We start from the raw sequence: 14,648 nt of genomic DNA, 5'->3' as shown, positions 1-14,648 counted from the left end.
ATGCTCCGGCGGGAACGGGGCAGCGCAGCGGAGAGCGGCATGCCACTCTGAAAGTGTTCAATGACCTGATGGAGAGAGCGCGATGTCTGCCCCCAAAATTACCTTTATCGGCGCCGGTTCGACGGTGTTCGTCAAAAATATTCTCGGTGATGTGTTCCAGCGCCCGGCGCTGAAGTCGGCGCATATCGCACTGATGGATATCGATGAAACCCGGCTGGAAGAGTCGCATACCGTGGTGCGAAAGCTGATGGATTCCGTCGGCGCGAATGGCGAAATTAGCTGCCATCGCGATCGTAAAACCGCCTTGCGGGACGCCGATTTTGTCGTAGTCGCCTTCCAGATTGGCGGCTACGAGCCCTGCACCGTGACTGACTTTGAAGTCTGTAAACGCCATGGCCTTGAGCAGACCATTGCCGATACGCTGGGGCCGGGAGGCATTATGCGCGCGCTGCGCACCATCCCGCATCTGTGGGCTATCTGCGACGATATGAGCGAGGTCTGCCCGGACGCCACCATGCTTAACTACGTTAATCCGATGGCGATGAACTCCTGGGCGATGTACGCCCGCTACCCGCATATCAAGCAGGTGGGTCTGTGCCATTCGGTGCAAGGCACAGCGGAAGAGCTGGCGCGCGACCTTAACCTCGACCCGGCGGATTTACGTTACCGCTGCGCGGGCATTAACCATATGGCGTTCTATCTGTCGCTGGAGAAAAAGCTCGCGGACGGCAGCTACGTCAGTATCTACCCCGACCTGCTGCAGGCCTACGCCGAAGGACTGGCGCCGAAGCCGAACCTGCATGGCAATCCGCGCTGCGAAAACATCGTCCGCTATGAGATGTTCAAAAAGCTGGGCTACTTTGTCACCGAATCGTCGGAACATTTCGCCGAATACACGCCATGGTTTATCAAGCCGGGGCGCGACGATCTTATCGCCCGTTATAAAGTGCCGCTGGATGAGTACCCTAAACGCTGCGTCGAGCAGCTGGCCAACTGGCATAAAGAGCTGGAGAGCTATAAGAGCGGCGAGCGTATCGAGGTTAAACCTTCTCGCGAGTATGCCAGCACCATCATGAACGCTATCTGGACCGGCGAGCCGAGCGTCGTGTATGGCAACGTACGCAACGATGATCTCATCGACAATCTGCCGCAGGGCTGTTGCGTCGAAGTCCCTTGTCTGGTGGACGCTAACGGTATCCAGCCGACGAAAATCGGCGTGCTACCGGCGCATCTGGCGGCGCTGATGCAGACCAACATCAACGTGCAGACGCTGCTAATGGAGGCCATCCTGACGGAAAATCGCGATTACGTTTATTACGCCACGATGATGGATCCGCACACCGCCGCGGTGCTGGGGATCGAAGAGATCTACGCGCTGGTGGACGATCTGATCGCCAGCCACGGCGACTGGCTGCCGGCCTGGCTGCACCGTTAATTTTCTCATGCCGCCGGGGGATCTGGCCCGGCGGCGCCTGCCATGCTCTATCAAACGCTAAAGGAGGCGCTGGCGACAGCGACCTGTACCCTATGAGTATTTCAATGACAACAAAGCTCAGCTACGGATTTGGTGCCTTTGGTAAAGATTTCGCTATCGGTATCGTTTACATGTATCTGATGTATTACTACACCGATATTGTTGGCTTATCGGTTGGGGTGGTTGGCACCTTGTTCCTGGTGGCGAGGATCCTCGATGCGATAGCCGATCCGATCATGGGATGGATCGTCAACTGCACGCGATCGCGATGGGGGAAGTTCAAGCCGTGGATCCTGATCGGGACTATCACCAACTCGGTGGTGCTGTATATGCTGTTCAGCGCCCATCACTTCAGCGGCGGAGCGCTACTGGCGTGGGTGTGGCTGACCTACCTGCTGTGGGGCTTCACCTATACCATCATGGATGTGCCGTTCTGGTCGCTGGTGCCGACCATTACCCTTGATAAACGCGAACGTGAACAACTGGTGCCTTACCCGCGCTTTTTCGCCAGCCTTGCCGGGTTTGTGACCGCCGGCGTCACGCTGCCGTTTGTCAGCGCCGTCGGCGGCGCCGATCGCGGCTTCGGTTTCCAGATGTTTACCCTGGTGCTGATTGCCTTCTTCGTGGTCTCCACCCTCGTTACCTTACGCAACGTCCATGAGGTTTACTCGTCGGATAGCGGCGTGAGCGAGGATTCCAGCCATCTTTCACTGCGCCAGATGGTGGCGCTCATCTATAAAAACGATCAGCTGGCCTGCCTGTTGGGCATGGCGCTGGCCTATAACACGGCGGCGAATATTATCGCCGGCTTCGCGATTTATTACTTTACCTACGTTATCGGCAGCGCGGAGATGTTCCCGTATTACATGTCCTACGCGGGGGCGGCGAATTTGCTGACGCTGATCCTGTTCCCACGGCTGGTGAAAGGGCTGTCGCGGCGCATTCTGTGGGCGGGAGCATCTATCATGCCGGTGCTGGGCTGCGGCGTGCTGTTGCTGATGGCGCTGAGCGGCGTTTACAACATCGTGCTGATTTCGCTTGCCGGGGTGCTGTTGAATATCGGCACCGCGCTGTTCTGGGTGCTACAGGTCATTATGGTGGCCGATACCGTTGATTACGGCGAATATACGATGAATATCCGCTGCGAAAGCATCGCCTACTCGGTGCAGACGCTGGTGGTCAAAGCCGGTTCGGCGTTTGCGGCCTGGTTTATCGCCATCGTGCTCGGTATCATTGGCTACGTGCCGAATACGGCGCAATCGCCTCACACGCTGCTGGGGATGCAGGCGATTATGATTGCGCTGCCGACGCTCTTTTTTGCCCTGACGCTGTTTCTTTATTTCCGTTATTACAAGCTGAATGGCGATATGTTGCGACGTATTCAGATTCACCTGCTGGATAAATATCGTCGGGTACCGGAAAATGTCGTCGAGCCGGAACGGCCGATTGTGGTACCCAATCAGGTGTAAAAAGCGTGCGAAAACCGCTGGCGAAAGAGGGGAGGGATGCTCTCTTTTTGCGCAAAAATAGCGTTTAAAACAGACAGAAATGAAAATCTTAAGTTCTCTGATTTGTCTCTCATAGTTCTCTCTTTGAGCTCAATGGGTTAATTGAAATCTCCATTGTTTCTCAAATAAAACTCAGAATTGTCTCTTTTTCGTGCTCTTGCGCTGCTTTTTAACTCTTGCTACTCTTTTTGGGTCTTACATTTTCTCTTATTTGTCTCAGTGATGGAGCAATGCGATGCGCATTTTTATCGATGATGGTTCAACCAATATCAAAATGCTGTGGGAGCAAGATGGCGAAACTTTCACCCATATCAGCCCCAATAGTTTCAAGCGCGGCTGGTCTGCCACTTTCGGCGCCGGGAAGCCATTTAACTACACCGTGGATGATGAAAAGTACTCTTTCGACCTGATCACCCCCGATGCGTTACCCACCAACAATATTGATTGGCAATACAGCCCATTGAACTCCATCGCTGTCCATCATGCGCTGCTGACCAGTGGTCTGGAACCGCAGGATGTCGAGATTGTGGTCACCCTGCCGCTGACCGAATTTTATGATGAAGATGCGCAATATCGTCTTGATAACATTGAGCGTAAGAAAAAGAGCCTGCTGCGCGAAGTTAAACTGAATAAAGGCGTGGTGTTCAATATCACCAAAGTCACCGTGCGTCCGGAATCCATTCCGGCGGGTATTAGCCTGTGCGATGAGCTTAAACCATCTCATTCGGTGCTGATTGTCGACCTCGGCGGCACCACGCTGGATATTTCGATGGTGGCCGGGCAGATGACCTCGGTTTCGCGCATTTACGGCGACCCGAAGCTGGGCGTGTCGCTGGTGACCGACGCCGTTAAGCTGGCGCTGGCCCGGGCGAATACCGATACCTCGAGCTATAACGTTGACCAGATAATCATCAACCGCCACGACGAAGAGTATTTGACCGATAACATCAACGATCCGGATGCGGTATCGGAGGTGAAAAAGGTTATCTCTAATAGCATCGAACGCCTGACGACTCGCGTTCTGACGGCGATTGATAGTTTTAAAGGCTATTCGCACGCCATCGTGATTGGCGGCGGCGCGCCGCTGGTTGCCGATGCGATTCGCGAACGCATGGGTCTGCGCGAAGATCGCTTTGTGGTGGCCGACGAGCCGCAGTTCGCCCTCGTGCGTGGTCTGAAAATTATTGGTTAAGGAGCGTCTATGACTCTGGACCGCAGAAAGGTTCTGATTTACCTGCGCCCGGATATCAGCGCCAGCGAGCGCTTTGCGGACGCGAAAATTGAAGCCCATCATCGCGGCGATCGCGGGGATATGTCGCGTACGGCGCTGTTGGCGGGGTTAGCGTTGGGTGAAGTTGATAGCCGGCTGCCGTCAATGCTGGCGGCGCTGCTGGCGGAAGATACGCCGCCGGAGACGTTGCGTAGAATGCTGGCCTCGTTTCTTGAGATTCAGCCAGCGTCTTCCGCTCCGGCATCCGCGCCAGCGGCTGCGCCGGTTAAGGCGCCCGAGCCGCCAGCCCCGGTGAGCGAGAGCGTCTCCGCGCGTAATCTCGCCGGCTCGCTGCCGGATTAAGCGCTTTGCCGGTTTGCGCTTCTAGTGCAATGGGTGGGCCCAATGCCATTTGTAGATACTGTTATCGGTTTGCAACCTTTAGCTTGAGAAAAGCGTTTATCTCGTTTCGCTCCGGAGGATATTGCGCTCCTGGTTAATTTTTCTGCAAGATGTTTTCCGTGGCGCAGGGAGCGCACAGAGGGCGGCCAGTCGCCGCCGCCCTCTGTACTCCCGGGCTTTGGCCGCCAAAATCGCCACTTCGTGGTGCCTTCGACTTATCCCGGCAGGCTTCGGGTCGGGCCGAGGCTGCGTCCCTGCAAGTCACGGTCCTCAGCCCGCATCCATGCTGGCTGCCCCGGCCTGCCGGGAACGTCTCAGCGATTTTGAGGCCACCAACACCGGCAGTTGCAGCCAGCATGGTGAATAAATTAAAGGCAGGCCGCACAGACCGTAGGCCGGATAAGGCGTAGCCGCCATCCGGCGCAAAAGCGGCGCCTTATCCGCGGATATTGCCCGGCGGCGCTGCGCTTGCGCGGGCCTACAGATCCAGTGCAATGGTGGGCCCAGTGCCATAGGTAGCCCGGGTAAGGCGGAACGCCGCGACCCGGGAACTTCGCTTAGCTGTGGGTCAAAAAGCGGGCCAGTCGCTGCTGCAGCAGGCGATTCTCGCGGGTTAGGCGCGCATTTTCATCCAGCAGCGTCAGCGCCACCGCAATCCCCGGCCAGTCCAGCTCCAGCTCGTTACGCAGGCGCACCGCGCGATGCACAATCGTTACCGCGCTGTCGTCAAACAGCCAGGTTTCAGCCTGCGGCTGGTGTGGCTCAATCATCCCTAAGCCGACGATCTCCGTCAGTTCCTCTTCCGACACCCCGGTGCGCAGGCACAACTCGGTGATGGTAAACGTCACTGTTACTTTAGCCATCAGGCTTTCCCCCATGTCTTACGCGGATCGAAGCTGGCTTCGCTTTCGGCGAGCTGCTGCCAGAGCTCACGCGCTTTTTCATCTGGTTTTGGCGGCATGACAATTTTGATGACGGCGAACAAATCGCCGGTGTGGGTTTTGCTCACCAACCCTTTGCCCTTGATGCGTAGCCGTTGCCCCGCCTGGCTGCCCGCCGGTATTGTCAGCAGAATGCTCTCTTTTAGCGTCGGTACGGTGACTTTCGTCCCCAGCGCGGCTTCCCACGGCGCCAGCGGCAGTACGATCTCCAGGTTATGACCGTTGATGTCGAACAGCGGATGCGGCGCGATGTGAATCACCAGCCACAGATCGCCATTTGGGCCGCCGTTTTCGCCCGGTGTCCCCTGGCCTTTCAGGCGAATACGCTGGCCATCGCTGACCCCGGCCGGAATTTTCACATTCAGCGTTTTCGGCGTTTCACTCTCAACCATGCCGAAGACGTTATAGACCGGCAGCTTGTAGCTGATGGTACGGGTCTGTTCGGTGAGGGTTTCTTCGAGGAACACCGCCACTTCGATTTCGACATCGTGGCCGCGCTCGGCGCGCTGGCGGCGGGCGTGATGCGCCTGCTGGCCGAACATCGAGGAGAAGATATCGTCGAAGTCCTGCTGGCTGTAGCTTTGTTCGTGGGCGTGCTGCTGGCGGTTGAACTGCGGATCGTTGCGGTGCTGCCAAAGTTGGTCATATTCGGCGCGACGCTGATCGTCTTTGAGGACTTCCCATGCTTCGGCGAGATCTTTGAATTTTGCTTCGGCATCGGGTTCTTTGCTGACATCGGGGTGATATTTACGCGCCAAACGGCGATAGGCGGTCTTGATGGTTTTCAGATCGTCCGTTGGCTTAACCCCTAGAATGGTATAATAATCCTTTAATTCCATGGTGTTATCTCATTTATGCTCAAAAATCTGGTCACAGAATCCCTGGATCAGGCGGCTCTATTAAGAGTAGGGCAAATGAGAAAGGGTGGCGGAGAAAAGTGGTGAAAACTTGACGCCGTCGGGGGTGACGGCGTCCAGTGATTATTCAGGAGTGCCGGAGCGGTAGTTGCGGCGCCATCCTTCCAGCAGCACCAACGCCGCGCCAATGGCCCCGGCAACAAAATGTAGATAATTCGGGGAATTGGGGAACAGCTGAACCAGGGTCGGGTCGGTTATCATCATTGAACCGGCAATCCAGCCAATCAGCGCGCCGCCCAGTAATACGACCGAGGGAAAGCGAGTCAGGATTGCCAACACCAGCTTACTACCGGCGACAATAATCGGAATGCTGATTAATACCCCCAGCGCCACCAGTAACAGATGGCCTTTACCGGCGGCGGCCACGGCCAGTACGTTATCCAGCGACATGATGACATCGGCGACGGTGATGGTGACGGCGGTGCGCCACAGGCTGCTTGAGCTGCTGATATCGCTCTCTTCTTCTTCGTTGGCGACCAGCTTAATGCCAATCCACAGTAGCAGTAACGCGCCGACGATTTTTAGCCACGGCAACGACAACAAATAAATCGCCACCGCCAGCAGCGCGACCCGGGCGATAATCGCGCCGAGAGTACCGATAACAATGGCTTTGGTGCGCAGATGCGCCGGCAGCTTGCGGCAGGCCATGGCGATGACCACCGCGTTATCGCCGCCTAATAACAAATCGATGGCGATGATTTGTAGCAAAATAACGGCGAAGTCCCACTGACTCAATATTTCGTTCATGCCTGGCTCGTATTGCAAATAATGTCGATCAAAAAAAGATGGGCGCAGGGTACTCCCGTTCTTCGCCCCTGACCACCCTTCAAGCCGTAGGGAGAATAGTGGCGTCTGACAAATAAAGTTACGAATCAATGCATAGACTGACAATGATTCGCCGCCAAAGGATGATATTTTGTTCGATTAGGCTCACCTGCCGTCTACTTTTTCGTAAGGACTTTTCAATATGTCTGGCATCAAGAATTTACTTATTCTCGCCCTGGCGGGCGCTTCCCTGCTGCCGGCGCTGGCCAGCGCCGCTGACGCGCCGGCCGCGACTTTCACCGCGGAGCAGGAAGCGCGCATCGGCAAAATCGCCGCTGACTACCTGGTCGCCCATCCGGAAGTGCTATTGCAGGCCAGCCAAAAGCTGCAGCAAATTCAGGCGGAGCAGCAGGCCAGCGCCGCTACTCAGGCGGTAATCAAGAATGCCGACAAGCTGACGCAGGATAAGGCCACGCCAACCTACGGCCCGGCTAACGGTAAAGTCACCGTTATCGAGTTCTTCGATTATCAATGCATCTACTGTAGCCGCCTTGCACCGGTTATGGAGCAGGTGATTAAAGATCATCCGCAAACCCGTTTTGCCTTTAAAGAGTGGCCGATTTTCGGCAGCCGCTGGGCAACCTCGCTGGACGCGGCGAAAACCGGCCTGCAGATTTATCAGCAGAAAGGGGCTGAGGCCTATCTGACTTACCACAACGGCGTTTACGCTACCGGGCATAACGAAGGCAAACTGACGGCGGCGGACATCCAGCAGCAGGCGAAAAAGGTGAACTTTGACGCCAAAAAAGCGGCGGATGTCGAACCGGCGCTGGAAAACATTAACCAGCTGGCGCAGGAGATTGGCTTAAGCGGTACGCCTGGCGTGATTGTCATGCCGACTACCGGCGCGACCGAAGCGACCATTACCGTCTTCCCGGGACTGGCCGACAAAGCCTCGCTGGATGCGGCGATTAAGAAAGCCGGCGGTCAGTAATCTCACCGGGCTGAAAGAGGAAAGGCCGCGCGTGATGCGGCCTTTTTTGGGGGGCCGTTACCGTTCGACCTCCTCGTTCTGGTTGATTTTCAAATCAATAATTCTGCCAATCTGATCATGGTATACCGTCAGCAGGTTATATTGGCTCATCTCGGAAATGATCTGCGGCGCGATATTAAAGCTCTCCGCCAGCTCTTCATGGCGCAGCGAGGCCATGCTGCCGTGCCGCCGGGCGTTATAACGGCGCAGATTGTACTGATACCACAAAATCAGCAGCCAGCCGTTAATTGCCGCCACCAATAAATAGACCAGCACGGTATTAAACGACGCCATAATTGCGTCCCAGCTGTCGTTACCGCGCTCGGTAAACTGCATCAGCAGGTTGGCATACAGAAAAAAGGCGAAGCCGGCCCACGCGATGGCGGTTAACACGCCGTCAAAGATCCGCGGCAACATGCGATGCTCGGTTAATATCAGAGTTTGTTCGTTCATGACATTCTTCCTTTACCTCTATCAGGGCTGACCCAGCGAGCCCTGGCGCGTTTACGTTTCAACATGACTTTGGGGAAGGCGACGATGGTGGTTAACAGGCCGATCATCCAGTACACCATCGGAAACCAGATCACCCAGAACAGCGAGCCGGCGACGCCGCGTTCATAGCGCCTTTCGATGTACAGGCTGGCGATAAACTGCAGCAGACACATCACCCCCAGCAGTAGCCCGGTAAATTCCGGCGGAAAAAGGCTGCGGACGGTCAGGTTCTCCGGCAGCGGGGCAAAATGGCTGGCGATGAACAGAAAAATGGTGACCGCATAGGCGAAGGCCCACAGCGTGGAGAGCGCATATTCGAGGAACAGCGGCCACATCCGGTGGTGTTCCCAGCGAAACAGGCGGCGCAGATTGACCAGGAAAACCTCGGCGCCGCCCTGCGCCCAGCGTAAACGCTGTTTCCACAGTCCCTTCAGCGTTTCCGGCATCAGGATCCAGCACAGCGCCCGCGGCTCGAAGAAAATCGCCCAATGACGTAGCTGCAGCTTCCAGCTGATATCGATATCTTCGGTGATCATATCCGGGCTCCAGTAGCCAACGTCCGCCAGCGCCTGGCGACGAAAAGCGGCAATCACTCCGGAGACGGTAAACACCCGGCCGTAAATACGCTGGGTGCGCTTGATCAGCCCGATTATCGAAGAGAACTCGCCGACCTGAATGCGGCCAATCAGCGTCGAGCGGGTACGAATACGCGGATTACCGGTCACCGCGCCGACGTGGGGGTATTGGATCAGCGGCGCCACAAGGTAGGCGGCGGTATCGCGGTCGAGCAGGGCATCGCCGTCGATACACACCAGTAAGTCCCCGCGCGCGGCGGCAGCGCCGGCTTTCAGCGCTACCGCTTTCCCCTGATTTTCAGCCAGGTGAATCACCCGCAGCAGAGCGTACTCTTCCGCCAGTTGATTAAGCACCCTGGCGGTATCGTCGGAGGAACCGTCGTTGATGGCGATCACCTCAATGTTGCGATAGCGCTGCGCCAGCGCGGCTTCGATGGTCTCGCGGGCATTTTTCTCCTCGTTAAAACAGGGAATCAAAATGGAGATCAACGGATCGCCCGCAAGCTCCGGCGGCGGCGTCTCTTTACCCCATGGCCAGTGGCGCTCCAGTTGAAACCAGAAGTAGAGCCCGCCGGTTATCCACAGCACCGACATAAACAGCGGCCAGAAGAAGACGAAATCCAGTATCAACTCGCCGGTGAAAACGGCGGCCACGCCCAGCGGTAGCCCGAAAACCAGGCATAAAATCGAAAATGCGATAATGCGATCAGTCATTGTTGGGATACCAGTACGATGAAAACAGGGGCCTGATTTTTGAGATATCAGGCTGATTATTAAGAAAATCGTCGGGGTAGTAGCCGTAATTGTTGACGCCGTTGAGCTGTAACGTCCGCATCCAGTCAACCAGCTGTTGGTCAGGGATGGCGTTCTGCTGCGGGAGAGTCCAGTCTTTAGCCTGCAGCTCAAAAATGGTTTTCTTCAATGCGCCCGGTCTGGCGCTGACGGCGCGCACCAGACGCGCCAGCCACGCATCGCTTTCCGCAACCGGAACCGATTCCATCAGCGGCATCGCCATCGGCACCGTCCAGTCGTAGGCCGTCAGAAAATCATCGAGATTCTGCGCGAACCAGGCCTCGCTTTCCGGCTGCAGGATCGGCAGGGCAAAGATATTGCGCGCGGTTCTCACCTGCGGGCCGCGGATCTCTTTTACGCTCTGGCTGAGCGTGCGGGTGAAGTCGATAAGCGCCTGGCTTTTAAACCGCGTCCAGGCATGCAGCGTGGCGGGATTTTGGCGGATCTGCGCGATATCCTCCCAATGGCCCGCCGCCCGCCAGGCGGCCATCGCCCCGGCGCCGGCATCTTCATAATCCGTCAGCACCGCGTCGTCGTGGAACAGCACGCCGTCAAAGGTCGCGTAGCGGGCAAGGTCTTGATAAATATCGCGGATCTGATCGCGCACCTGGCTATTCCATGGCGATAGCCGTACATAGGGGCGAGTGGCCTGGCGCAGCGTGTTGCTCTGCGCATCCCAGCGCTGTACGCGCGGTAGCGAACCGTTCAGATCGAACGCCAGCACCGGCATCCACGCATACACTTTGGCGCCGCCGCGCGTTTGTAATTGCCAGGCGACGAAGTTGAAGAGATCGGCGCGCATCGGCAGGCGGCGGTTGGGGAAGTAGAGCGCTTTCACCGTGCCGTCGCCGAGCGGATCGGAAAAGGCCTGCAGGAAAACGTGAGTGATTTTCATGTCGTAGACACGCTGGATCAGCTTATCGATATTTTTGCGCTGCTGAACCGGGTCTTTATCGTAGACATAATCGAGATCGACGTGCATCACCCGAACCGGCTCACGCTCCTGGATTTGCGTCACCTGGCTGGCGAAGGCCTTGATCGACGGATTGCCGGAGATAAGCAGACGGGGAATGTTATCCAAATCCCGCACATCGCCCAGACCATCGCCGAGGGTAAACGCCAGTTGATAGCCGCGGCTTTTCGCGATAGCCAGCGATGTGCCGTTGGCGGCGCCGTAGGGCCATACCCAGGCGCGCGGCGCTTTGCCGGTGACGTCGGCGATTTTGTCGCTCACTTTGCGCACGTCGGTATCGATGCGCTGGTGAAACTGCTGGTCGCTTTCGTAGCGTCCGCTGGCCTTATCATAAAAACGGTTGGCAACCGCCGGTTCGCGGCTACCTTGCGGATTGGCCTGAATACCGTAGTGCGAAGCCCAGGTATGCGCGCCGATTTCAACCAGCGGCGATTGCGCGAGCTCGCGCACCATCTCCCAGGTGGCGAAACGCTCGCGCGGAGTCATCAGACCGCCGAAATCGACTTTTTTCTGCTCCGGCGTATCGACCCAACTGCCTACCGGCGCCCATAGTGCCGGGACGTTCCAGGCTTTTAACAGCGGCCAGACCCGGGTGTAAAAACTGCTGTAGCCATCATCGAAACTCAGCAGAAATGCCTTTGGCGGCAGCGTGATTAACCCCGCGTTGGCGTCGAGAATATTTTGCACGCTGACGGCCTTATAACCATTGTGCAGCAGCCAGCCGATTTGATCGTTGAGCGCGCTGGTACGCACCGCCAGATAACGCTGATCGGCGGCATCGTCTTCTACATCGTGATAGGCCAATACCAGAAACTTATTCTGTGGCCAGGGCTTATTCGCCTCAGGCTGCGGCCGCGCGTCCGGCGGCAGAAAAGGAATCGTTTCTGCGCGAAGCGCGCAGGTCATCAGGAGCCAGCCGATAACCATCAGGCTGATGCGGATACTTTTGTTGACCATGTTTATCCTTAAAACCGTAAATTCGCATCAAGGGCAATGGAGAGATTGCTTTCGCGTTTGCCGTCGTAGGGACGCTTGTCCCAGTTCAGCATCACGCCGGTGTCGATCACGTTGTTCCAGCGAATACGCTGGCCGTAGCCGAGCATGGCGATAGCGCCGGTCGAATACGCTTTTTGCCAGTAGGCGCCGCCGCCTGCCGCAAGCTGCTGGCTCCAGACGGTATCGTAGTGCTGATACATGACGTGATCGGCGACCAGCGCCGAGGTGGCGGCGAAGTCGCGTTTCGGGTTGTAGTACAGGGTATCCGCCCGGCTGTTGACGCTGGCGGAGAGCCCAGGTTCCAGATCGAGCGTGATGGTTGGCGATTGCCAGAGCCGCTCTTTGCCGGAGATTGTATATTCCTGACGACGGTTGTGGTCGGAGAAGCGGGTGGCGGCGGCGCTGAAGCGATATTCGCGTCGTTCGTTTTGATACCAGCGAACCCAGCCCTCGCCGCGGTTGGCGCTGATACCGTTACGCAGCGCGCGCAGCGGCGTCTGCCGCGACAGACGTTCGACCTCGCCGCCAATTTGCCAGTTGTCGTTGAAGCTTTGCCAGGCGGAAAGTCGGGCGCCGGGTTTGTTGTCGCCGGCGAAATTGTTGTTGGAGATTTCCAGTTCAGCCCAGGCATCGCGCGGGCGCCATTCGATGCCGCCAAATAGCTGGCGGCTGGAGCCTTTTCCTTCATCAAAATTCCCTTTGGCGAAGCGATTACCGGCGAAAAGTCGCCAGTTATCCGCGATTGGCGGGCCGTAAATCGCCGCATCCCAGCTAAAGTCGTGGCTACCGCTGACCGGGTTATCCGAGTGGATCCCTTGCGTGCTGTTAAGGCGCAGTTCCGACATATGGTGCACCTCGCGAGCGCGAGCTAATTTTTGCGTGCTCAGGTCTTCGGGGCTGCGCGCCAGCAGGTCATCGGTTAATAGCTCCATCTGCCGCCACTCCTGAAGATCCATCGCCACGTAGGCCTGCTGACGTTCGAGGGGGATGTTCGAAGGCTCCAACGCTTCCGCCGCTTTCAGTTCCCGTTCGGCGGCGCGGGGTAAACCACGCGCCTGTAGTATCGCCGCGTAGTCAATGCGCAGCCCCTGATTACCGGGCGCGGTGGTGGCCAGTCGGTCGGAGAGCCGTTCGGCTTCCGGCAGCGCGTTAGTACTCAGTAGATACTGTACCTTCAGCGATTGAGCGTTCAGCCACGGGTCGTTTGGCTGCGGCGTCGGCGAGCCGTAAAGGCGGCGGGTGTAGGGAACGCCATTCGTCACTTTAGCGAGATACTCGCGGGCGGCCTGATACTGGCCGCTATCCAGCAGCGCATAAAATAATTCATGCTGATCATCTTGCGGGTCCGGCCGGTAAAGTGGATGTTGGCGGGCGATCGCCAGCGCGGCCTCGACGTTTTGTTGTGCAAGATAAGAGGAGATAACCCAGCCGATGGCCCAGTCAGGGACGGGCTGTTGAGCGGCGGTCAGCGACTGATATTCCTTAATGACTTGGGCGTAATAGCCGCGGGTGTATAGCGCGCCGAGGCGGTCAATACGCGCGCGGGCAAGATCCTCTGCGGCCTGCGGCTCCTGACGCCAACGGGCGAACAGCGCGTCGTAGCGGTTGAGCGCCGTTTGCGCGAGGCGAAAGCGCTCCTGTTCACCGCGGGCCGGGGTGTGCGCCAGCCGTACCCACTCCGCCGCCGCGTCCATTTCTAGCTTTCGCTGCTGCGCGGGCGTTAAGGTGGTTTTCGCTGACCATTGCAGCGCAGGCGAATTGATGCGATTGCTGCTCAGGCTATCAATCAGGCTATTGAGCGTTTCTCTGTTTTGCGGCGCGAGTTCCTGCGCGCGCATATCGGTGAGCAGCTGGTCCCAGCTTTTTCCCTGACGTAAATAGACGTAGGAGAGCGTCTGCAGGTGAGCGGCGCTGGGGGTGGTGGCGACCAAGCGGCGGGCTTCACTTAGCGCCTGCCCGTCATGGCGCGCATCGGCCAGCGTTTTAATCCGACCAATAAGATAATCGTCGTTCATCGGCTGCTGGCCAATTGCCTGATCCCAGAGCGCCAGCGCTGAAGACCACCGTTTTTGATTACGGAAAGCCTGTGCCGCTGCCGCCGTACCGCGTGCCGGTAGCGCCATATAAACCTGATAACGCTGCCAGACCTGGATTACTTCCTCATCACGTCCAGCCCAGGAGGCAATTTGAAGCCAGTCGGCGACTTGCTCAGGCGTCAAAGCATGTTGTTGTTGATATTGCTGAAGATAATCGAGAAAAGGGGAGTAATTACCTTCACGCGCCTGTAGCACATGCCGATCATATATCGACTCAGCCCCCTGAGCCAGAATAGGCGTTAACAACAATAAACTAATTGAAAGCGAGAATGTCGTGCGGCGATAAAAGAATAACTTATTGAAACGAGTTGATCTTCCCATAACTATTTACCATATGTCCATCAAGAATCCATTGCACAACACGTCGGCCTTTTAGCTGAATGCAAAAGGATGGGGTAATGAGTTTTTACCTGACGGTACGCGACTGCGATTACTTATTTAAGGTAATAAAATATCTCCTCGCGATAACGGGGT

13 protein-coding genes are annotated in these 14,648 nt (G+C 57.0%); 5 read left to right on the top strand and 8 right to left on the bottom strand.

Going from position 1 to position 14,648, the window contains the following annotated elements:
* Positions 1 to 82 precede the first annotated feature (82 nt).
* The 4 genes from PGS10_RS15925 (at position 83) to PGS10_RS15910 (ending at position 4,555) form a co-directional block, all read left to right on the top strand.
* A complete protein-coding gene (locus tag PGS10_RS15925; RefSeq protein ID WP_316423240.1) occupies positions 83 to 1,435 on the top strand; it encodes an alpha-glucosidase/alpha-galactosidase in 1,353 nt (450 codons plus the stop codon).
* Positions 1,436 to 1,527: 92 nt separating this feature from the next.
* Positions 1,528 to 2,943 carry a melibiose:sodium transporter MelB gene (gene melB, locus PGS10_RS15920; RefSeq protein ID WP_047065954.1) on the top strand — a complete coding sequence of 472 codons (1,416 nt, stop codon included), beginning with the start codon at positions 1,528 to 1,530 and terminating at the stop codon, positions 2,941 to 2,943.
* 274 nt (positions 2,944 to 3,217) lie between these two features.
* Positions 3,218 to 4,174, top strand: coding sequence for a plasmid stability protein StbA (locus PGS10_RS15915; protein WP_015368687.1), 957 nt, complete (start codon positions 3,218 to 3,220; stop codon positions 4,172 to 4,174).
* 9 nt (positions 4,175 to 4,183) lie between these two features.
* Positions 4,184 to 4,555, top strand: coding sequence for a plasmid partitioning/stability family protein (locus tag PGS10_RS15910; RefSeq protein WP_015704087.1), 372 nt, complete (start codon positions 4,184 to 4,186; stop codon positions 4,553 to 4,555).
* 309 nt (positions 4,556 to 4,864) lie between these two features.
* On the opposite strand, the gene PGS10_RS15905 is transcribed toward PGS10_RS15910, so the two are convergent.
* The 4 genes from PGS10_RS15905 to PGS10_RS15890 all read right to left on the bottom strand — a co-directional run bounded on the left by PGS10_RS15905 (position 4,865) and on the right by PGS10_RS15890 (position 7,199).
* On the bottom strand, positions 4,865 to 5,107 hold the full coding sequence (locus PGS10_RS15905) for a hypothetical protein (protein ID WP_316423239.1): 243 nt from the start codon (positions 5,105 to 5,107) through the stop codon (positions 4,865 to 4,867).
* Between the two features lie 44 nt (positions 5,108 to 5,151).
* Complete coding sequence (cbpM, locus tag PGS10_RS15900; RefSeq protein ID WP_015368685.1) at positions 5,152 to 5,457, bottom strand: chaperone modulator CbpM; 306 nt, start codon at positions 5,455 to 5,457, stop codon at positions 5,152 to 5,154.
* A complete protein-coding gene (gene cbpA, locus PGS10_RS15895; RefSeq protein ID WP_047046356.1) occupies positions 5,457 to 6,374 on the bottom strand; it encodes a curved DNA-binding protein in 918 nt (305 codons plus the stop codon). The genes cbpM and cbpA overlap by 1 nt, the downstream gene beginning before the upstream one ends.
* A 141-nt stretch (positions 6,375 to 6,515) precedes the next feature.
* The gene (locus tag PGS10_RS15890; RefSeq protein ID WP_316423238.1) at positions 6,516 to 7,199 is read right to left on the bottom strand and encodes a TerC family protein; all 684 of its coding nucleotides are present in this window, start codon (positions 7,197 to 7,199) and stop codon (positions 6,516 to 6,518) included.
* 220 nt (positions 7,200 to 7,419) lie between these two features.
* On the opposite strand from PGS10_RS15890, the gene PGS10_RS15885 reads away from it, so the two are divergent.
* Positions 7,420 to 8,211: a DsbA family protein gene (locus tag PGS10_RS15885; protein ID WP_015704089.1), complete on the top strand. Its 792-nt coding sequence runs from the start codon at positions 7,420 to 7,422 to the stop codon at positions 8,209 to 8,211.
* A 57-nt stretch (positions 8,212 to 8,268) separates the two neighbouring features.
* Here the strand turns inward: PGS10_RS15885 and pgaD are convergent, their stop codons facing one another.
* Genes pgaD through pgaA form a run of 4 tightly spaced genes read right to left on the bottom strand, consistent with a single transcriptional unit; the run spans position 8,269 to position 14,495 of the window.
* On the bottom strand, positions 8,269 to 8,703 hold the full coding sequence (pgaD, locus tag PGS10_RS15880) for a poly-beta-1,6-N-acetyl-D-glucosamine biosynthesis protein PgaD (RefSeq protein ID WP_045396482.1): 435 nt from the start codon (positions 8,701 to 8,703) through the stop codon (positions 8,269 to 8,271).
* Positions 8,700 to 10,031: a poly-beta-1,6-N-acetyl-D-glucosamine synthase gene (gene pgaC, locus PGS10_RS15875; protein WP_047078506.1), complete on the bottom strand. Its 1,332-nt coding sequence runs from the start codon at positions 10,029 to 10,031 to the stop codon at positions 8,700 to 8,702. Before pgaC ends, pgaD begins: the two co-directional genes overlap by 4 nt.
* Positions 10,024 to 12,009 carry a poly-beta-1,6-N-acetyl-D-glucosamine N-deacetylase PgaB gene (gene pgaB / locus PGS10_RS15870; protein ID WP_380377833.1) on the bottom strand — a complete coding sequence of 662 codons (1,986 nt, stop codon included), beginning with the start codon at positions 12,007 to 12,009 and terminating at the stop codon, positions 10,024 to 10,026. Before pgaB ends, pgaC begins: the two co-directional genes overlap by 8 nt.
* A gap of 38 nt (positions 12,010 to 12,047) precedes the next feature.
* Positions 12,048 to 14,495 carry a poly-beta-1,6 N-acetyl-D-glucosamine export porin PgaA gene (gene pgaA, locus PGS10_RS15865; protein WP_316423234.1) on the bottom strand — a complete coding sequence of 816 codons (2,448 nt, stop codon included), beginning with the start codon at positions 14,493 to 14,495 and terminating at the stop codon, positions 12,048 to 12,050.
* Positions 14,496 to 14,648 lie beyond the last annotated feature (153 nt).

This window comes from Klebsiella sp. 141153 (genome assembly GCF_032601995.1).
GTDB lineage: Bacteria > Pseudomonadota > Gammaproteobacteria > Enterobacterales > Enterobacteriaceae > Klebsiella > Klebsiella aerogenes.
Note: the sequence above shows the minus strand (reverse complement) of the source record. Positions and strands in the feature narration are given on the sequence as shown.